The organism is Bacillus haynesii, from assembly GCF_014042035.1.
GTDB classification, from domain to species: Bacteria; Bacillota; Bacilli; order Bacillales; family Bacillaceae; genus Bacillus; species Bacillus haynesii.
On the sequence record NZ_CP059494.1, the window covers coordinates 725,982 to 745,984 of the forward strand.

Consider the following 20,003-nt stretch of genomic DNA (forward strand, 5'->3'; position numbering starts at 1 on the left):
TCTTTCAGAACGAACGGACATTCGCTAAAATAGAAAGGAGAGGTGACAGCGTTGTTTCAAAAACGAAATTTGATAGATATGATTCAGCTTCTGAAAGAAGACCAAGCTTTCAGCAGGCAAATTGTTCATTGGCATACAATCGAGGAAAAAGAAGCGGATTACCGCGATTTTCCTGAAGGTTTAGATAAGAGAATCGTGCATGCTTTACATCAAAGAGGGATAGAAAAGCTGTATTCCCATCAGGCTGACGCATTTCTGCACAGCACCGCCGGCAAAAACGTGACGCTTGTGACGCCGACGGCATCAGGCAAGACGCTTTGCTACAATCTGCCCGTCATTCAGCGGATCACAGAAGACCAAGATGCACGTAGCTTATACCTTTTTCCGACAAAGGCATTGTCGCAGGACCAAAAAAGCGAACTGAATGAATTAATCGATGAAATCGGTGCGTCGATCAACTGTTATACATATGACGGAGATACGTCGCCTTCGATCAGGCAGAAAGTCAGAAAAGCAGGCCATATCGTCATTACAAATCCAGATATGCTGCATTCGGCGATCTTGCCCCATCATACAAAATGGGTGTCATTGTTCGAAAACCTGAAATATATCGTCATCGATGAACTTCACGTATACAGGGGAGTCTTTGGCAGCCATGTAGCCAATGTCATCAGACGGCTGATGCGGATCGCTGAATTTTATGGAAGCAAGCCGCAGTTTATCTGTACATCCGCGACGATCGCCAATCCATTGGAGCTCGCTGAGACGCTCACGGGGCAGCCGATGCACCTGATTTCAAACAACGGTGCCCCGTCGGGAAGAAAGCACTTTTTATTTTACAACCCGCCGATGGTCAACCGTTCGCTTAACATCAGGAAAAGCGCGACCCTTGAAGTGAGAAGGCTCGCATCCGAATTTCTGAAAAACGGCATTCAGACGATTGTGTTTGCGAGAAGCAGAGTCCGGGTTGAAATTATATTGACATACTTGCAGGAAGTGATGAAACCGATTGTCGGCCCTCATTCGATTCAGGGATACAGGGGCGGCTATCTGCCGAACGAGCGGCGCGTCATTGAAAAAGGCCTTCGCAGCGGGGACATTAAAGGCGTTGTCAGCACGAATGCACTCGAACTGGGCGTTGACATCGGACAGCTGCAGACATGCATCATGACCGGATATCCGGGAACGATCTCGAGCGCCTGGCAGCAGGCCGGCCGCGCCGGAAGAAGGCACAACGAAGCGCTGATTGTCATGGTGGCAAGTTCAGCCCCGCTCGATCAGTACATCGTACAGAATCCGGATTATTTCTTTAAACAAAATCCCGAGACTGCCGTCATTAATCCGGACAACCTGGTCATTCTCGTCGATCATATCAAATGCGCAGCCTTTGAACTGCCCTTCAAAAGAACGGACACATTCGGCGGTGCCGAAATCGAGGATATTCTTGACTACTTGGCAGAAGAAAGGGTTCTCCACTTAACCGGGAACACGTATCACTGGATGAATGACGCTTTTCCGGCGCACGGCATCAGCTTGAGGTCGGCTTCTCAGGAAAATGTTGTCATTATTGATCAGTCAAGACGAGAGAAGGCGCTAGTGATTGGGGAAATGGACAGGTTCAGTGCCATGACACTTCTTCACGATGAAGCCATTTATTTGCATCAAGGCATCCAATACCAGGTGGAAAAGCTTGACTGGGAGGAGAAAAAGGCGTTTGTCCGCGAGGTTCAAGTTGATTACTATACGGATGCCAATCTTGCCGTCCTATTGAGAGTTCTCGAAGTTGACAAGGAGAAAAAGACGGAAACCGCAGCGTTCGGTTTTGGGGATGTGACCGTTCAGGCAAAAGCGACAATTTTTAAGAAAATAAAATTTGAAACGCATGAAAATATTGGTTCAGGACCGATTCATCTGCCGGAAGAGGAGCTGCATACCAATGCCGCTTGGGTGCAGGTGAACGATGATGAGCGGCAAAATTGGAACGACATCAAATTGGAAGAGGCTTTGCTTGGGACTGCAAACGTCCTGGGACATGTCGCTGCCTTAAAAGTGATGTGCGATCCATCTGACCTGCATGTTTTTCCGCAAATCAAAGCCGTTCATAACGAAAAGCCGACGATCTTTTTGTATGATCGCTATCCCGGCGGAGTGGGTCTGTCTCAGAAAGTGTATGAACAAATGCCCGAGATCATCAGTGAAGCGCACCGGCTGATTTCAAGATGTCCGTGTGAGTCAGGATGCCCTTCCTGCATAGGAGTGGGCGGCAGCGGCGAACAGACAAAAAACAATGCTCTGCGCCTTTTAAAAGGCTGGAAAGGTTGAGCGGCATGTCTTTAAAACGAAAACTTAATCGCTATAAGCATCACCTGGGAAATCAAGCGAAAGAAGAAAAAACGGAACCTCCGGCAGAAAAGCGGACTTCCATGTCCGTCGGTTTTGAGAAAGAATGGACCGAACTCGGTGTTAAACCATATGTGTTTGAGGAATGCTATTGCCTGATCAGGGAAGTCGTTTATCCGTTGACGTATGTTCATGGCCATTACGCGTTTTCTGAGCTTCATGAGACGGTTAGGCGATGGAACAATAGCACCGTTTCCCACTCGCTTTCAAGCAAAGGGTATACACCGAGCCAGCTTTTTTTCTTTGATACGGAAACGACCGGTCTCGGAGGAGGGGCTGGCAATGCGATCTTCTTGCTCGGCCATGCAAGGGTGTATGACGACCGCGTAGTCGTCAAACAGCATCTCCTGCCAAAGCCGGGGCACGAAGCGGCCCTTTATCACAGTTTTCTGAGTGAAGTCGATATTCAGTCTCTTGTCACCTATAACGGCAAAGCGTTCGACTGGCCCCAGGTGAAAACGAGGCACACGCTGATTCGCGACAGGGTCCCAAAGCTGCCGGATTTCGGCCACTTTGACCTGCTGCACGGATCCCGCCGCCTTTGGAAGCATAAATTTGACCGCGTCTCCTTGGGGACAGTGGAAAAGGAAGAGCTGGGCGTTGTAAGAACTGAAGATACGCCGGGCTACCTGGCGCCGATGATGTATTTTCATTTTTTAAAGGAGGAACGTCCGGAAATCATTGAAGGCGTTTTGCACCACAATGAGCTTGACGTGCTTTCTTTAATCTCTCTTTACATCCATTTATCGAAAAAAATCCTCACTCCGGAGCAGACAGCAGAAGCAAATGAAAAGTATGCGATGGCAAAATGGCTCCTCGCCAACCGGGAGACAGAGCTTGCGACAGCGCAATTGCAGGAGCTTGAAAAAAAGCCTTTTGAGCAGTCTGAACGCGCATCATTCGATTTATCCATGCAGTACAAAAAACAAGGCATGCTAAAAGAAGCCGCAGCTCTTTGGCTGAAGCTCCAAAATGGAGAAGACGGAAAAACCGCCTGGCGCGCAGGCATCGAACTCGCCAAATACCTTGAACATCGAAAGCGGGATATTCAGGCCGCTCTCGAAGTAACGGATAACCTGCTCAAACAGCACGGTTCACAAAAGTTTGAGTTGACCGAAAAAGAAATGGCCGGCCTCTTGAGACGGCGCGAGCGGCTGGAGAGGAAATACGGACGAAATATTCCCCGGGCAAGCGCAGAAAACGACGATCTTCGAAAGCCAAACATTTCAAGCACGTTATGAATTGTAGAAACCGATCGCTTCTTGTAAAATAACGTTAGAATGGTTTGAAGGGAGCGTCGATATGTATAAGGGGCTGTTTTATCTGTTTTTTGTCGTCGTATTGTTTATCGTATTGATCATGACGAATTTCAAGGAAAGCTTTATGGCTTACTTTTAAAATAGGTTTTTATATTAGTACATGTTTACCCCTTGCTTCATAGTTTAATAGTGTATATAGAAGCTTAAAGAAAGGGGAATTTTCATGCACTGTAAACCGCATGTAATGGCGCCGATTGTTCATCCTACTCAATGCTGCTACAATCATACGCAAAGCAAAACCGTCGTACCGCACATTCACCCGCAGCACACAACAAATGTCAACCATCAGCATTTTCAGCATGTTCATTACTACCCGCAAACTCAATCAGCTGTCAACCAGGCATCACACCAGCACTTCGTGAGCCCTGGAGCAGGAATGATGCCTGGGCCTGGAGGGATGCCAGGACCTGGAATGGGCATGGGACCTTACTAAAAAGGGTTTTCGGAAGTTTTGTCAGGATGAACGAGCGCCGGATTGAACGTGAGCAACAGAATATCTTTAAAAAAATGGGGCGGAATACGGCCCCATTTTTTAGCAGGTGATCATAATGAAAGTATTGGCCGTTACAGGGTACAAGCCGTTTGAACTCGGGATTTTCAAACAGGATGACAAGGCTCTGTTCTACATAAAAAAAGCGCTTGAAAACCGGATGATCGCCCTCCTTGAGGAAGGCCTGGAATGGATCCTTATCTCAGGCCAGCTTGGCACTGAACTATGGGCGGCTGAAGTCGCGTTTTCGCTGCAGGAAGAATATCCCGACTTGAAAGTGGCGGTTATCACTCCGTTTTTGGAACAGGAAAAGAAGTGGAATGAGAAAAACCAAGAGCAGTATGAAGCTGTGCTCGCAGCCAGCGATTTCACTGAAAGCTTGACACACAGGCCGTACGAAAGCCCGGTGCAATTTAAACAAAAAAACCGGTTCTTCATCGAAAAGGCGGATGGCTTATTGATTCTGTACGACGAAGAAATCGAAGGCTCGCCTGTGTATATGCTGAATGAAGCAAAAAAGGCTCAGGAAAAGCGCGATTTTCCGATCTACACGATTACGATGGATGACCTGAGAGTCACCGTTGAAGAATGCAGCTTTTACGAAGAGTAAAAAGTGCAAGAGAAAATTTGACATTGCACACGTTTTCTGAAAAAATATAAGATGATGATTCACGATATGAGGTGAAAAAGATGCTTGCTGATAAAGTGAAGCTTTCTGCTAAAGAAATTTTGGAAAAAGAATTCAAAACAGGAGTCAGAGGCTACAAGCAGGAAGACGTTGACAAATTCTTGGACATGGTCATTAAAGACTATGAAGCCTTCCATCAGGAGATCGAAGAATTGCAGCAGGAAAACCTGCAGTTGAAAAAACAGCTTGAAGAAGCCAACAAGAGACAGCCGGCTCAATCAAATACGACCAATTTTGATATTCTAAAACGACTTTCCAATTTGGAAAAACATGTGTTTGGAAGCAAATTATACGATTGATGAAAACCGCTTGCCCTTTAGAACAAACTAAGCTATAATAGTGGATGTCTTAACGTTCGGGTAATCGCTGCAGATTTTACATCTGTAGAGGAAAGTCCATGCTCGCACGGTGCTGAGATGCCCGTAGTGTTCGTGCCTAGCGAAGTCATAAGCTAGGGCAGCCTTGCAGAAGGCTGACGGCAGGAAAAAAGCCTACGTCCTTTATGGATATGGCTGAGTATCCTTGAAAGTGCCACAGTGACGAAGTCTCACTAGAAATGGTGAGAGTGGAACGCGGTAAACCCCTCGAGCGAGAAACCCAAATTTTGGTAGGGGAACCTTCTGGACGGAAATGAACGGAAGGAAGGACAGAGTTGACTCTGTAGATAGATGATTACCACCCGAGTACGAGGCTTCGCAGCCGACGGCAGTACGACGGAACAAAACATGGCTTACAGAACGTTACACACTATTATGATGATGACAATGTATAAGCTCTCCGCAGGTAGGAGAGCTTTTATCATGTAAAAAACATACATAAAAACAGGTGATATGATGAAAACCTATACACTAATCGCAACAGCGCCGATGGGAATTGAAGCGATCGTCGCCAAAGAGGTACGCGACCTTGGATATGATTGTACAGTTGACAACGGCAAAGTCGTGTTTGAAGGCGATGCCCTCGCCATCTGCAGAGCCAATCTGTGGCTGAGAACAGCTGACAGGGTGAAAGTTCAGGTTGCCGAATTTACAGCCAAGACTTTTGACGAATTATTCGAGAAGACAAAAGCGATCGACTGGAGCGCCTATCTTCCTGAACACGCGTCATTCCCTGTGACGGGAAAGTCTGTTAAATCAGTGCTAGCAAGCGTGCCGGACTGCCAGCGCATCGTCAAAAAAGCGATCGCCGAAAAGTTGAAATCAGAGTATCGAACACAAGGCGAGTGGCTTGAGGAAACAGGCCCGGAATACAAAATTGAGGTCTCTCTTTTAAAAGACAAAGCGGTCATAACGCTTGATTCATCCGGAGCCGGGCTCCATAAACGGGGATACCGAACCGGCCAAGGGGAAGCGCCGCTGAAAGAAACCCTTGCTGCAGCTTTGATTCTATTGACAAATTGGACGCCTGACAGGCCTTTTGTCGATCCGTTTTGCGGTTCGGGTACGATACCGATTGAAGCCGCTTTGATCGGCCAAAATATCGCGCCGGGTTTCAACAGGGATTTTGCATCTGAAAGATGGGAATGGATCGGCAAAGAAGTGTGGGATCAAGCGAGGCTGGAAGTCGAAGACAAAGCGAATTATGATCAGCCGCTTTTAATTTCGGGGTATGACCTCGATCATCGGATGATCGAGATCGCCAAGGCAAATGCCGAGGAAGCGGGACTCGCCGATTTCATCGAATTTAAGCAAATGCAGGTAAAGGATTTTCGGACGAAAGAGGAATACGGCGTGATCGTCGGAAATCCGCCGTACGGGGAACGCCTCGGTGAAAAGAAAGCAGTCGAAGCCATGTATAAAGATATGGGCAAAGCATTTGCCGAACTTGATACGTGGTCTGTTTATATGCTGACATCTAACGAGCGTTTTGAAGATTGCTACGGGAAAAAAGCAACAAAAAAACGGAAACTTTTTAACGGTTTTATTAAGACGGACTATTACCAGTATTGGGGGAAAAGGCCGCCAAAACCGAATAAAGAGAAGTAAAGTTTAAAGGCTGCCATGTAAAACGGCAGCCTTTTTTTCTTTCCATAGCTGGAAAGCCGCCGAACGGCGTTTATAAATTCGCGCCCCTCGAGGTTATCTTAGCCCCTTAAAAGCGCATGGCAAAACATCGACTCACTAATAAATCCATGAATCATTTTTCTTTTTATAAGACGAATCATAGCATTTTTTGCGCGGCTCATAGTAGCAGTCTTTTTTGCAAGGCTTGTGGTAATCATAATCTTTTTTACAAGGCTCATGGTAGTAGAAGTCCTTTTTACAGTAATCGTAATCCTTCTTGCAAGGCTTGTGGTAATCGTAGTCTTTTTTGTAATCCTCATGGTAGTAATAATCCTTTTTGCAATAATCGTAATCCTTCTTGCAAGGTTCATGGTAATAGAAGTCTTTTTTGCAAGGCTCATGATAATAATAATCCTTCTTGCAAGGCTCATGATAGTAGAAGTCCTTTTTGCAATAATCGTGATCCTTCTTGTAAGGATCATAATCATAATCCCAATAATCTTTCTTTGCCGGTTCATAATAGTACATAAACTCTCCACCTTTAGTCTATAAATTTTTAAGTCCCTACAGGATATGATAGAAAAACAGAATAGACTGGGTTTTTATGATGGATAAAGAGCACATTGTCTAACACAGTCCTTGTTATCTGATGTTAAGCTTTTATATGAATGAAAAAAGGGTGTTTGACCGCTGCGAAAACGGTCCGCCCCAAGAGTAAAGAAAGAAAAAACATAAAATCAGCCTGTATAAAAACGATTCATCCTGCATATACTCGGGATTATTCGATTTGAAAAGGGGTGATTTCATGTTGAACAGCGATCACATTCAAATGATTCAAAAAGCGCTGGAGACGTCAGAAAACCAGCTCGAGGACATTGGCGGAGAGCGCCTTACATATGCAAAGGAAGAATTGAAAAACGCGATCAGCCATATGGAATCGACAGATCATCCGTTTTTGACGCATTCGATTTACCGGAAATAGTTGAGAGAGGCTTCCTGCTCCTTTTTTCAAATCTTTCTTGTTGAATTTCCCGAATCATAGTGATAGGATAGAAGTTCTGAAAACTCGATAGTTGGGGGTTGGAGCAGGGTGACAGCATCTCGTCTGCCTTTTTCATTAACAAAAACAAAAAACTTTTATGAAGAACTGAACAATTGGATCGGTGATGTATTTTACGATATTCTTCCTGAAAAAGGCTTTGATTTGCGCGATGAGCAAATATTCATGGCTTTTCAATTAGAACGTGCATTTAAGGAAAAGAAGGTCATGTTTGCTGAAGCCGGAGTCGGAACCGGAAAAACGCTCGTCTATCTTCTGTTTGCCTTGAGCTATGCCAGGTATACGGGCAAGCCGGCGGTCATCGCTTGTGCGGATGAGACGCTGATCGAACAGCTCGTCAAAAAAGAAGGCGATATTTACAAAATTTCCGAGCATTTAGGCTTGACGATTGACGCAAGGCTCAGCAAGTCGCATGATCAATATTTATGTTTGAAAAAACTGGAGAAAACGATGCAGCGCTCTGATGATGAGAAATGGCTTGACCTTTACGAAAGTCTGCCGTCTTTCGTTCATGAATCGCAGGGCATGCAGACTTTTTATCCGTACGGAGATAGAAAAGAGTATTCGTCTTTATCAAATGATGAATGGTCTGAAATCGGTTACGATTCTTTTCAAGACTGCCTCACATGTGATATGAGGCATCGCTGCGGGCTCACACTGTCAAGAGACCATTATCGAAAATCAACCGATTTCATCATCTGTTCCCATGATTTCTATATGGAGCATGTTTGGACAGAAGAGGCGAGAAAACGGGAAGGTCAGCTTCCGCTTTTGCCGGATCACAGCGCAGTGGTTTTCGATGAAGGACATTTGCTCGAGTTTGCCGCGCAAAAAGCGCTGACGTACAGGGTGAAGCAATCGACGCTCGAAATGTTTCTCGAGCGCCTGCTCGGCAATGACATCAGAGAAGAATTTGCAGAGCTAGTCGAAGAAGCGCTTCGCGCCAACGACGAATTTTTCGGTTTGCTTTCGGAAAACGCCGAAAAAGCAGAAGGCTCTGAGCGCATGCGCATCAAAGATCATACCAATCTAAAAAAAGCAGCCGCCGAGCTGTATGATTTGCTTGAAAAAATCGGGGAGGCGCTCGTTTTTGAAGGCGAGCTGTACACGATCGATCAGTACGCTTTAACTGTTGTCGAAGAGTATCTCGAACAGATGGCTTACTCCCTTTCCCTCTACAGGAAAAATGCGATCAGCTGGCTTGAGCAAAAAGAGCTTGAGTCTACATTCGTCGTCATGCCGAGAACCGTTTCCGAAGTTCTCGGAGAAAAGGTGTTCTCCAAGCAGATTCCGTTTATTTTCTCATCGGCGACATTATCGGAAAACGGATCGTTCGATTATTTGGCGACAAGCCTAGGGATCCGCGACTACTTATCATTTACCGTTGATTCGCCGTACGATTATGAAGAGCAGATGAAAGTGTACATCCATCGAAACGAGGAAAGAGAAGCGAAAGAAAAAGTGGCAATCCGTGCGATCAAAGAATCGGGCGGGAAGACGCTGATCCTGTTTCCGTCTTTTGAGGAGCTTCTGTCCTTCAAGCGCCGGATTGTACAGGAATCATTTTCGTTTCCCGTTTACTTTGAAGGGGATGAAGAAATCAGTACAATCGTGGAAAAGTTTCAAACGGTAGAAGAATCCGTATTGTGCTCTGTACATCTATGGGAAGGGCTCGATATTCCCGGAGACCCGCTTCAAAATGTCATCATCTGGTCGCTTCCTTTTCCGCCGCATGATCCTGTGTTTGAAGCGAAGCGGGGCGGCATGGAAAACGCCTTTCGCGAAGTTGACCTTCCTTACATGCTGCTAAGGTTGCGCCAAGGCATCGGACGTCTGATCAGATCAAACAGCGACTCCGGCACGATCAGCATTTTTGCGGGCGATGAAAAAGAATGGAATGTGATAAAAGAAGTCGAATCTGTGCTTCCTGTTCAGCCAGTCTATGTATAAAGAAAAGCGGACATCCCGCTTTTCTTTTTTTTGGTCGCATAAAAGTTGACTTTCGTAAATATTTCCATTAGTCTGATTACAATTCGCATCATATACGGGAAGAGGAGGATGAATGATGTCGATCAATACATATGAAAAAGAGTTTTTAGAAACATTAAAGAAAATCAGCCGGTATGAGCAGGCGATTAACGTCATGTACTGGGATATGAGGACGGGCGCGCCGATAAAAGGGGAAGAAAGCCGCGCTGAAGCCATCGGCCAATTGTCGGCAGACGTCTTTCAGATGAGAACGTCCCCGCGGATGAAAGAACTATTGGATGCCCTCACCGAGCAAAAACAAGATCTGCCTTCCGATACACGGAAAGCGGTTGAGGAAGCGAAAAAAGAGTACGATTTAAACAGCAAGATTCCGGAAGAGGAGTTCAAAGAATATACGACGCTGACATCCAGAGCGGAATCCGCCTGGGAAAAAGCAAAAAAGGCGTCCGATTTTTCTCTCTTTGCTCCGTATTTAGAAAAAATCATCGACTTTAAAAAACGGTTTATCTCATACTGGGGATATGAAGGCCATCCTTATAATACGCTTCTGGATCAATACGAACCAGGCGTTACAGTCGAAAAGCTCGACGGCCTTTTTTCTGAATTGCGGGAGGCGATCGTTCCGCTTGTGCAAAAGATTGCCGCCAGTGATCAAAAGCCTGATACGGGCTTTGTGCATGAACGTTTCCCGAAAGAGCGGCAGCGCGATGTATGCCACTTCTTCTTAAAAGAACTGGGCTATGATTTTGAGGCGGGGCGCCTGGATGAGACGGTTCATCCTTTCCAGGTGACGATCAGCCAAGGAGATGCTCGGGTGACCACAGCATACAATGAAGACGATTTTCGCTCGGCTGTTTTCGGAACGATTCATGAATGCGGCCATGCCATTTATGAACAGAACATTGATGAAGCGCTGGGTGGAACCAATTTAGCAGACGGCGCATCAATGGGCATTCATGAATCCCAATCCCTTTTCTATGAGAATTTTATCGGCAGGCATCAAGGCTTTTGGACGCGGTATTTTGAGAAAATAAAAGAAGCAAGTCCTGACCAGTTTGCAGGCGTTACTGCCGAAGGGTTCTACAGGGCCGTTAATGAATCAAAGCCGTCGCTGATTCGGATTGAGGCTGATGAGCTGACATATCCGCTGCATATTATGATTCGCTACGAAATTGAAAAAGCGATTTTCAGCGGCGAAGTATCGGTCGGAGACCTTCCGAAACTATGGAATGACAAATATGAAGCATATCTGGGCATTACGCCTCCTGACGATGCTAAAGGGATTCTGCAGGATGTCCATTGGTCCGGCGGCGATTTCGGTTATTTCCCTTCATATGCGCTCGGATATATGTATGCAGCTCAACTGAAATCAAGCATGCTGAAAGACCTTCCGGAGTTTGACCGCCTGATTGAAAACGGAGATTTTCAACCGATTAGAAAGTGGCTGACAGAGCATGTTCACGTCCACGGCAAAAGAAAAAAACCGCTGGAAATCATCAAATCTGCAACAGGCGAAGAATTAAACGTCCGTCATTTAATCCGCTACCTGGAAGAAAAATATACAACACTCTATTTATAAAAGAACCCCCTCCCGTGTGCCTGGGAGGGGTTTTTGGGTCAGAATTTTCTGTTAAATACGAACGTTTAAACTGAAAAAATGTGTGCAGGTTCGTCTTTTTTTGTTTTAACCCTTTTCATTCGTGCCGAAAGTTGATATAATTTGATACATTATATCACTCATATAATCGCGTGGATATGGCACGCAAGTTTCTACCGGACACCGTAAATGTCCGACTATGAGTGGGCGATAAGAAAACGAACGTCTTTTAGTGAAACAGACGGAATTCGTCTTTTTAAGCATTGCCCGCTCGCATTCAATATCCGAGCGGACAATGCTTTTTTTAATGAAGGGCAATTGATGAACGGAGGGGTTTAATGGAAAAGCTAAAACGAAAAATTGCAGAGCAGGGCACGGTGTTGTCTGATGAAGTGCTGAAAGTTGATTCATTTTTAAATCATCAAATCGATCCGGAATTAATGCTTGCTGTCGGTGAAGAGTTTGCCACGCTTTTCCGGGAGGAAGGCGTCACGAAGATTGTGACGATTGAATCCTCGGGCATCGCACCTGCCGTGATGGCAGGCTTGAAGCTGGGCGTGCCGGTAGTATTTGCAAGAAAGCGTCAATCGCTTACCTTAACGGAAAATCTGTTGACGGCTTCTGTCTATTCATTTACAAAGAAAACGGAAAGTACGATTGCCGTATCAGCCAGCCACCTTTCAAAGGATGACAAAGTTCTGATCATCGACGACTTTTTGGCAAACGGACAAGCAGCGAAAGGACTCGTTTCCATCATTGAACAGGCCGGCGCAAAGGTGTGCGGAATCGGGATTGTCATCGAAAAATCATTCCAGACGGGCAGGGAGGAGCTTAACAATCTTGGAATCAGAGTCGAATCCCTTGCGCGTATTGCATCTCTTGCCGACGGAAAAGTTACCTTTTTACAGGAGGTTGGGTCATGAAACTTACGGCCGGTAAAACCGTTTCATTAAGCATTCAGCACGTCCTGGCCATGTATGCAGGAGCCGTTGTCGTACCGCTGATCGTCGGCGGCGCTCTCGGTCTGACGCCGGCTCAGCTGACATACCTTGTGTCTGCCGACATTTTAATGTGCGGTGTGGCGACGCTGCTGCAAGTTTGGAAAAACCGCTTTTTCGGAATCGGCTTGCCCGTTGTATTGGGATGTACGTTCACAGCCGTGTCCCCGATGATTTCGATCGCCGCGAAATACGGTATTCCAGCGATCTACGGAAGCATCATAGCAGGCGGTGTGATTGTCGTCATCGTTTCTTTTTTCTTCGGAAAGCTTGTTAAGTTTTTCCCTCCCGTTGTCACAGGATCGGTCGTCACGGTGATCGGTATCACCTTGATTCCGGTTGCGATGAACAACATGGCCGGCGGTGAAGGCAGCAGCGATTTCGGCGAGCTGTCCAATCTTGCTTTAGCTTTTTCCGTTTTACTGGTCATCGTTCTTTTATATCGTTTTACAACAGGATTTATCAAATCGATTTCCATTTTAATCGGCCTGATCGCAGGAACAGCCGGCGCCGCACTGATGGGAAAAGTTGATTTTACAGAAGTGGCAAACGCGGGCTGGGTGCAGATGATCCATCCGTTTTACTTCGGTGCCCCTGTTTTTGAGGTCACACCGATCTTGACGATGTCCCTCGTGCTGATCGTCAGCCTTGTCGAGTCTACAGGCGTCTACTTTGCATTGGGTGATTTGACGGATCGCCGGCTGACAGAAAAAGATTTAGCAAAAGGATATCGCGCCGAAGGGATTGCCGTGCTGCTGGGCGGGGTTTTCAATGCCTTCCCTTATACGGCCTATTCGCAAAACGTCGGTCTCGTTCAGCTGACAGGGGTTAAGAAAAACAGCGTGATCGCGCTTGCTGGAGCTTTTCTTATTCTGTTAGGGCTGTTTCCGAAAGCCGCTGCTTTAACGACGATCATTCCTAAACCTGTTCTCGGCGGCGCTATGGTAGCGATGTTCGGCATGGTGATCGCCTACGGGATCAAAATGCTGAGCAGGGTTGATTTCGGAAAGCAGGAGAACTTATTGATCGTAGCATGTTCAATCGGAATCGGCCTCGGCGTGACGGTTGTACCACAAATGTTTCAAAACCTTCCTGACGCCGTCAAACTTTTGACAGAGAACGGAATTGTCGCGGGAAGCTTTACCGCCATTCTCTTAAATGCGATCTTTCACATCCATCCGTTTTCGCGTCATGCTGAACAGCCTGAAGCAGTTCCAACTGAAAAATCCGCCGTTTAAAACCTCACAGATTGTGAGGTTTTTTTGTTGTGTTTTCTCATTGCGGATAAGCCATACTACCGGTATGAAGAGGAGGCGTAATCAATGGAAACTGTGAATGAGCTTGTCGAACGCATCAGTACGAAAGACGGCGGTGAAGCTGTCATCCGTCCCGTCAAAATGGAGGATGCGCCTGAAATCATTGAAGCGGTGAAAGATGTGATTCAAACGGGTGTTTACATCCAAAAAGAACAGCCGCGCACACTTGAGGAAGAGCGTCAATTCATCAGCGATATGATGGAAAAAGACAACATGTATGCGGCGATTGAAATCGATGGTAAGGTGTACGGAATTGCCCGGGTCATTCGCGGCGAACTCAAAATGAAGCGGCACACGGGGCTGTTCAGAACTTGGCTCCACAGCAAGGCGCAGGGGCTTGGGATCGGCAGGGAAATCATGTCCTACACTCTGAACTGGTGCAGGCTGCATCGTCTGCATAAGCTTTGTCTGACCGTATTTTCCGCAAATAAAGCAGCGCTGTCGCTCTATGAGAAAAGCGGCTTTATCATTGAAGGGGTTCAAAAGGAACAGGTTTTGACGGACGGGAAATATGAAGATGAAGTGCTGATGGCCTATTTTTTCGAGAGGTCCACATAAGGCCGCGCGATTCGGGAGACGCTGTAAATAGAGGTGGTGTTATGGCCTATGTCATTTCGGCGGGGACAAGCATTCCCCGCTGCCATGTCGATCAGAAGGAAGCAGCCGTTTTTGCGAAGGAGATGTTCAAAGATTCATTTAAAGACATTGACCGTCTGCTGGCAGCTTTTCAAAATGGAGAAATCGCTTCAAGACAATTTGTCATGCCTTTGGATTGGTATAAAGAAGCCAAGGGCTTCAAGGAAAAAAATCATGCGTACATTGATATGGCTGTCAGACACAGTGCTGAAGCCGTTTCGAATTGCCTGTCAGACGAACGGTTTTTGAAAAAAGAAATCCCTCTCGAAAAAATTGAAGCGATTTTTTTTATTTCTTCTACAGGTATTTCGACTCCCAGCATTGATGCGAGGCTCATGAACATTCTGCCTTTTTCAAAACGGACGAAGCGGATTCCGATTTGGGGGCTCGGCTGTGCAGGAGGGGCTTCAGGTATAGCGCGGGCATTCGAATACTGCAAAGCTTTTCCGGAAGCCCATGTCCTTGTGATCGCGGCGGAACTGTGCAGTTTAACATTTCAAAAGGATGATCAATCGAAAAGCAACCTTATCGGCACATCTTTATTTGGCGATGGAATCGCCGCACTCTTAATGTGCGGCAAGGAAGCGGATATTTCATCAGCCAGATTGGAGGTTCTTCCGGAAGTATTGAGCTCACAATCTGCCATCTTGGAAGATTCTGAAGATGTCATGGGCTGGGAAATCAATGACAACGGTTTTCGAGTCGTCTTCTCCAGAGACATTCCGACATTGATCAAAACACATTTAAAGAACGATGTCGAAGCATTCCTCCATAAGGAACAGATCGCTTTGGAGAACATCCAAGTATTTCTGGCCCACCCGGGCGGAAAAAAAGTTCTCGACGCTTATATGGAAAGCCTCGGCTTTTCTGAAGCGCACATCGACTGTTCACGAAAAATTTTAGCCAGGCACGGCAATATGTCATCGGCCACTGTGATGTATGTTTTAAAAGAATATTGCTTGCATCGCAGTCCCGTGCCGGAAAAATACGGTCTCTTAGGGGCACTCGGTCCGGGCTTTTCATCGGAGCTGCTGCTCTTGAGATGGACAAAAAGAGAGTGACTGACACATGTTTTGGACGATCTTAAGCATTTTTGCTGCCCAGCGCCTGCTTGAGCTGGCAGCCGCAAAGTTCAATGAAAAAAACGCTTTGAAAGAGGGAGCGGTCGAATACGGGAAACGCCATTACCCTTACATCGTCGCGCTGCATGTTTTATTTTTCGTATCTTTGATTTGGGAAACGATCGCTTTCCAACGCGGACCCCTTCCGATGGCGTTTGTCGTAGTAACAGGCCTCATCTTCACTCAGGCCCTCCGGTATTGGGCGCTCTTTTCACTGGGGAGATGCTGGAACACGAAAATCATTGTCATTCCTGGAACCAACCTTGTCCGAAAGGGGCCCTATCAATGGTTCAAACATCCGAATTATGTGGCGGTGGCTCTTGAATTTCTGCTTTTGCCCTTGCTTTTCCAGGCATATGCCACCGCACTTTTATTTACGGTGCTCAACGCTGCTGTCATGTACATCCGCATTCGTACAGAAGAACAGGCATTAGAAAAATTACACCATTGAAAATGATTATCATTTCATTTATAATGATGATAAACATTCTCATTATAGGATGGTGAGTCGCGTATGACGATGTTTTTTTTACTGGCGGCCGTCAGTACATACAGTTTATTGATCGGATATGTTTTAAAAGGAATCGCTGGAGCGAATCCGCAAAAATAAATAGATACACGTGCTGAAGCTGCCGAAACCGGCAGCTTTTTCTCGTTTTTTTCTTTCAGATTGTGAAGAAAAATACAGCAAGGTTGTGTAAAATGGGAGAAAGGGCTAAGATGGCAAACAACAAAGCATAAAAGGGGTAGGAAACATGGCACAAATAAACACGAAAGACGATCTGATGAAAAGAGCCGGAGCGGTTTTCGGGGAGCTCAGGAAAAACGGGGATGACAAGCGGTCGGCGCAGCTTGCGGGAATCATCCGAAAGTGGCTGAGAAAAGAAGTGTACATCGCGTTAACCGGACATTATTCAGCAGGAAAATCATCGCTCCTGAACGCGCTGCTTCAGGAAGACGTCCTGCCGACAAGTCCGATACCGACGAGCGCCAACCTCGTGCTGGTCCGCCGGGGAGAAATGAAAACAACACTCCATACGATCGATGGAAGGTACGCAGAGATGGATGGCTCTTATGATAAAGAAAAAGTGCAGGCGTACTGCAGGGACGGCAGCCAGATTGAAATGGTGGAAATCGAGGGGCCTTTTTCTGGAATTGCGCCTCAGGCTGTCTTAATCGACACGCCCGGAATTGATTCTACGGACGATGCCCATTTTCTATCGGCGTCTTCGATTCTTCACCAGGCAGATGCCTTGTTTTATGTCGTGCATTACAATCATGTCCATTCCGAAGAAAATGTGAAATTTCTTCGATCAATAAAAGATAAGATACTCAATATTTTTTTCATCGTGAATCAGATTGACCGCCACGACGAAGCAGAAACAGGCTTCCATGACTATAAAAAACAAGTGCTCGATATGCTGATGAAAGAAGGGATCAATGAAGATCATCTCTTTTTTACATCGGTCACTGCAGCCGATCATCCGCTGAACGAATTCAACCGGCTTCGCGCTGCGCTGGAAAGGCTGCAGCATCAATCCGAACAGCAGCTAAAGGTATACACGGAGCAAAAAATCAGCAGCCTGATTCACGAACATATCAAAATGCTGATCAGTGACGAAGATACGGCTCTGTCGGAAGAAACCGCTTCCTTAAGAGAAAACGTCGAGACTTTAAAAGCACAGCTTGCCGATTTGGCAGAACAGGAAAAACGGGCGGAGGAACACATTAAAAAAGACATCCAAACGATTGCCCAAAACGCAAATATAACGCCGTTTGAGATGAGAGAGCTTGCCAAATCGTATTTGGAATCAATCGAAAAGGGCTTTAAAAAAGGATTTCTATTCAGTAAGGCCAAAACGCTTGAAGAAAAACAAAAACGAAAAGAAGCTTTTCTTGCCGATGTCCAAAAAAGGGTTCAAGCCGAAATCGATTGGCATGTCATTGAAGCAATCAAGGCATTCATGAACCGCTTTAACGTCCAGAGTGATGAAATGCTTCGGGAAGTTCTTCAATTTCGGACGATGATCGATGAAAAGGAACTGCTTCGTTCCCAGAAAAAAGGGGCTGAGCTTACACCGGAATATGTGCTGAACTATACGAAAGAACTGGCTGAAAACATCAGAAGAAAGGCGAAGAGACAAGCACAGCCGCTTATCGACCAGCTCAAAACCTTCATCAAAGAAAGAAGCGACCTGCAGGCGGAAGCGATGAAAGCCGAATATGAAGCGGAACAAGCGAAGCTCGCCGAGCGCGAAAGCCGGTTGATCGAGCAGCAGAAGTCATATGAAAAAGCAAACCGTCTCTGGGATCAATGGGAACACGGCAATTTGAACGAGCTGCCAGCGAATTGGTATGCCGCCGAAAAAAAGCCTCTTGAAAAACCGCTTGATGCGGGACGGGCGGAACCGGTCCGTGCGCAAGGGGAGAACAGCAGCCGTAAAGACGAGGCGCTCCATCCGAAAAAGGGCGTTTCTGCTTATATTGAGCACTTTTTCGAACTTGCCCGGTTTTTGGCGGATATCCCGGTTTTGGAAAAGCAGCGAAAAGCATTCTTAGACAAAACGGAGCGCCTTCATACAAGGCAGTTTACCCTCGCGCTCTTCGGCGCATTCAGTTCCGGCAAATCGTCTTTTGCAAATGCGCTTTGCGGGAGGAAAGTGCTGCCGTCATCTCCGACGCCGACAACGGCAACGATTAATAAAATAACCAAACCGTCGGGAACCAAAAGGGACGGGACAGCAGAAGTCGCTTTTAAAACGGAAGGGGAAATCACAGCGGAACTGGATCAGCTTTTGGATGGGAAAATGGCTGCGACAAAAGGCTCCGTTTTTGGCGAAAAACTTGGAAACCTCTTGAAAAAAAGAGAACTGCACGATGATGAACGGCTGCTGATCAAGAACTTCCTCAAGGCTTATGAGCGCTATGGTTCATATATCAACGATCAGGAAATCCTGACGATTTCCGCTGACGATCTGCATCCGTATGTCGCTGAAGAACAAACGGCCTGTGCCGTCCGCGAAGTCACCGTTTATTTGAGCACGCCGGTCACGGAGAAAGGAATTACGATCGTCGACACACCGGGCGCCAGCAGCATGAATAAACGGCATACAGAGCTTGCGTTTCAATACATGAAAGATGCCGATGCCCTGCTTTACCTAACATACTACCAGCATGCATTTTCCAAAGCGGACCGGTCGTTTTTGCGCAAGCTCGGGCTCATTAAAGACGCTTTCAGCATGGATAAAATGTTTTTTATTTTAAATGCGGCTGACCTCGCGGAAAGCCCGGTCGAATTACAGACGGTTGAAGACTATGTAAGGGGAGAGCTCTTGAAAGAAGGCATTCAAAATCCGCACTTGTACCATGTATCGAGCAAACAGGAGCTCAGCCAAAAAGCTTCGCCGTACAACGACTTCAGCAGATTAAAGCGTGAGCTCGACGATTTTATCGAACACGGTTTGGCCAGAACAGCTGTCGAAGAACTGCTTGATGAAGGCAAAAAACTGTGTGAAACCGTCTTTCAGCTCCGCCGTTCACTGCACCGGTCCGCTGAAGAAACGGAAGCGGAGCAAAAGCGGATCGCCAAAGCTTATCAAGAGGCATTGGCTGCCATTGAAGAAGCAGAGAAGGGATCATCAATCCTTCAAATGACGGAAAAGGATGTGGAAGAGCAATTTTACCACATGAGGCAGCGCCTGGCCTTTTATGCACACGATTTATTTAAAGCTGCGATACATCCCGGGCTTCAGAACGGAGATTGGCGCGCCAATCTGCAAACGGCTTTGAAAAGCTGCTTAAAAGAGTATGAATTCGAATTTTTGCAGGAACTAAAAGCGCTTGATATCAGAATGGAAAACATGATGCTAAAATTTGCCGGCGAACAGTGGGCAAATGCCGTAAAAGAGCGGCTTGCCGGTAATTCTTATTTTTCGGTTCATATCCAAGCTGAACGGCCTGAGAACGACAATTGGGAAACGGCTGAAGCGTCAGCGGATGAAGGGGAGTTTACAGATGAACTGAAAATGTTCAAAACGCCTAAAACGTTTTTTCAGCAAAATGGCAAAGCCCGGCTTGTCGAGGCGTTTACTGCAAAGCTTTCGGCTATCACGGACAAATGGATTCAACGTGAAAAGCAGACATTTTTAAACCGCTGCAAAACGAGCGCCGGACAATTACAGAAAGCGGCTGTCCTGTCCGCAAAAGCTCAACTCGAAGAACAAAAAGAAGCATATTTTCATGAGCCGTTGGAAAGCGCAGAGCGTGAAAACATTGAAAAAGCGCATGCCTTGGCAGGCGAATGGCTCCGCTCATGTTGAATCAGATTGATATGGGTCTGGATATCTGGCTGGCAGGCATGATAGACTGAATAAAAAAGAAGGGAAT

General features: G+C 46.4%; 17 protein-coding genes, 1 other RNA gene and 1 riboswitch. Of the genes, 17 read left to right on the forward strand and 1 reads right to left on the reverse strand.

Annotated features, from left to right (window positions below; all coding sequences use genetic code 11):
• The first annotated feature begins 78 nt into the window (after positions 1 to 78).
• The 7 genes from H2R00_RS03665 to H2R00_RS03695 all read left to right on the forward strand — a co-directional run bounded on the left by H2R00_RS03665 (position 79) and on the right by H2R00_RS03695 (position 6,882).
• Positions 79 to 2,322, forward strand: coding sequence for a DEAD/DEAH box helicase (locus tag H2R00_RS03665; RefSeq protein WP_220462697.1), 2,244 nt, complete (start codon positions 79 to 81; stop codon positions 2,320 to 2,322).
• Positions 2,323 to 2,327: 5 nt separating this feature from the next.
• Positions 2,328 to 3,641, forward strand: coding sequence for a ribonuclease H-like domain-containing protein (locus H2R00_RS03670; protein WP_182070476.1), 1,314 nt, complete (start codon positions 2,328 to 2,330; stop codon positions 3,639 to 3,641).
• A gap of 241 nt (positions 3,642 to 3,882) precedes the next feature.
• The gene (locus H2R00_RS03675; RefSeq protein WP_176274719.1) at positions 3,883 to 4,152 is read left to right on the forward strand and encodes a CotD family spore coat protein; all 270 of its coding nucleotides are present in this window, start codon (positions 3,883 to 3,885) and stop codon (positions 4,150 to 4,152) included.
• Between the two features lie 115 nt (positions 4,153 to 4,267).
• Complete coding sequence (locus H2R00_RS03680; RefSeq protein ID WP_154999432.1) at positions 4,268 to 4,819, forward strand: SLOG family protein; 552 nt, start codon at positions 4,268 to 4,270, stop codon at positions 4,817 to 4,819.
• Between the two features lie 80 nt (positions 4,820 to 4,899).
• Positions 4,900 to 5,196, forward strand: coding sequence for a cell division regulator GpsB (gene gpsB / locus H2R00_RS03685; protein ID WP_003182873.1), 297 nt, complete (start codon positions 4,900 to 4,902; stop codon positions 5,194 to 5,196).
• 52 nt (positions 5,197 to 5,248) lie between these two features.
• Positions 5,249 to 5,635: RNase P RNA component class B (rnpB, locus tag H2R00_RS03690), an RNA gene on the forward strand.
• Between the two features lie 95 nt (positions 5,636 to 5,730).
• Complete coding sequence (locus tag H2R00_RS03695; protein WP_182071017.1) at positions 5,731 to 6,882, forward strand: THUMP domain-containing class I SAM-dependent RNA methyltransferase; 1,152 nt, start codon at positions 5,731 to 5,733, stop codon at positions 6,880 to 6,882.
• Between the two features lie 135 nt (positions 6,883 to 7,017).
• On the opposite strand, the gene H2R00_RS03700 is transcribed toward H2R00_RS03695, so the two are convergent.
• The gene (locus H2R00_RS03700; protein WP_154999431.1) at positions 7,018 to 7,428 is read right to left on the reverse strand and encodes a hypothetical protein; all 411 of its coding nucleotides are present in this window, start codon (positions 7,426 to 7,428) and stop codon (positions 7,018 to 7,020) included.
• A gap of 277 nt (positions 7,429 to 7,705) precedes the next feature.
• On the opposite strand from H2R00_RS03700, the gene H2R00_RS03705 reads away from it, so the two are divergent.
• The 10 genes from H2R00_RS03705 to dynA all read left to right on the forward strand — a co-directional run bounded on the left by H2R00_RS03705 (position 7,706) and on the right by dynA (position 19,936).
• On the forward strand, positions 7,706 to 7,882 hold the full coding sequence (locus H2R00_RS03705) for a hypothetical protein (RefSeq protein ID WP_176274717.1): 177 nt from the start codon (positions 7,706 to 7,708) through the stop codon (positions 7,880 to 7,882).
• Between the two features lie 108 nt (positions 7,883 to 7,990).
• Positions 7,991 to 9,910 carry an ATP-dependent DNA helicase gene (locus H2R00_RS03710; RefSeq protein ID WP_182070477.1) on the forward strand — a complete coding sequence of 640 codons (1,920 nt, stop codon included), beginning with the start codon at positions 7,991 to 7,993 and terminating at the stop codon, positions 9,908 to 9,910.
• A gap of 115 nt (positions 9,911 to 10,025) precedes the next feature.
• On the forward strand, positions 10,026 to 11,528 hold the full coding sequence (locus H2R00_RS03715) for a carboxypeptidase M32 (RefSeq protein ID WP_182071018.1): 1,503 nt from the start codon (positions 10,026 to 10,028) through the stop codon (positions 11,526 to 11,528).
• A gap of 138 nt (positions 11,529 to 11,666) precedes the next feature.
• Positions 11,667 to 11,766, forward strand: a riboswitch (purine riboswitch).
• Between the two features lie 118 nt (positions 11,767 to 11,884).
• The gene (xpt, locus tag H2R00_RS03720) at positions 11,885 to 12,469 is read left to right on the forward strand and encodes a xanthine phosphoribosyltransferase (protein WP_182070478.1); all 585 of its coding nucleotides are present in this window, start codon (positions 11,885 to 11,887) and stop codon (positions 12,467 to 12,469) included.
• A complete protein-coding gene (locus H2R00_RS03725; protein WP_154999427.1) occupies positions 12,466 to 13,782 on the forward strand; it encodes a nucleobase:cation symporter-2 family protein in 1,317 nt (438 codons plus the stop codon). Before xpt ends, H2R00_RS03725 begins: the two co-directional genes overlap by 4 nt.
• An 84-nt stretch (positions 13,783 to 13,866) precedes the next feature.
• Complete coding sequence (locus H2R00_RS03730) at positions 13,867 to 14,418, forward strand: GNAT family N-acetyltransferase (RefSeq protein WP_154999426.1); 552 nt, start codon at positions 13,867 to 13,869, stop codon at positions 14,416 to 14,418.
• Positions 14,419 to 14,459: 41 nt separating this feature from the next.
• The gene (locus tag H2R00_RS03735) at positions 14,460 to 15,557 is read left to right on the forward strand and encodes a type III polyketide synthase (protein WP_182070479.1); all 1,098 of its coding nucleotides are present in this window, start codon (positions 14,460 to 14,462) and stop codon (positions 15,555 to 15,557) included.
• A gap of 7 nt (positions 15,558 to 15,564) precedes the next feature.
• Positions 15,565 to 16,068: an isoprenylcysteine carboxyl methyltransferase family protein gene (locus tag H2R00_RS03740; RefSeq protein WP_182070480.1), complete on the forward strand. Its 504-nt coding sequence runs from the start codon at positions 15,565 to 15,567 to the stop codon at positions 16,066 to 16,068.
• 63 nt (positions 16,069 to 16,131) lie between these two features.
• Positions 16,132 to 16,227, forward strand: coding sequence for a Fur-regulated basic protein FbpC (fbpC, locus tag H2R00_RS03745; protein WP_003182857.1), 96 nt, complete (start codon positions 16,132 to 16,134; stop codon positions 16,225 to 16,227).
• A gap of 145 nt (positions 16,228 to 16,372) precedes the next feature.
• Entirely contained in the window at positions 16,373 to 19,936 is a 3,564-nt protein-coding gene (gene dynA / locus H2R00_RS03750; protein WP_182070481.1) for a dynamin GTPase, read from the forward strand.
• Positions 19,937 to 20,003 lie beyond the last annotated feature (67 nt).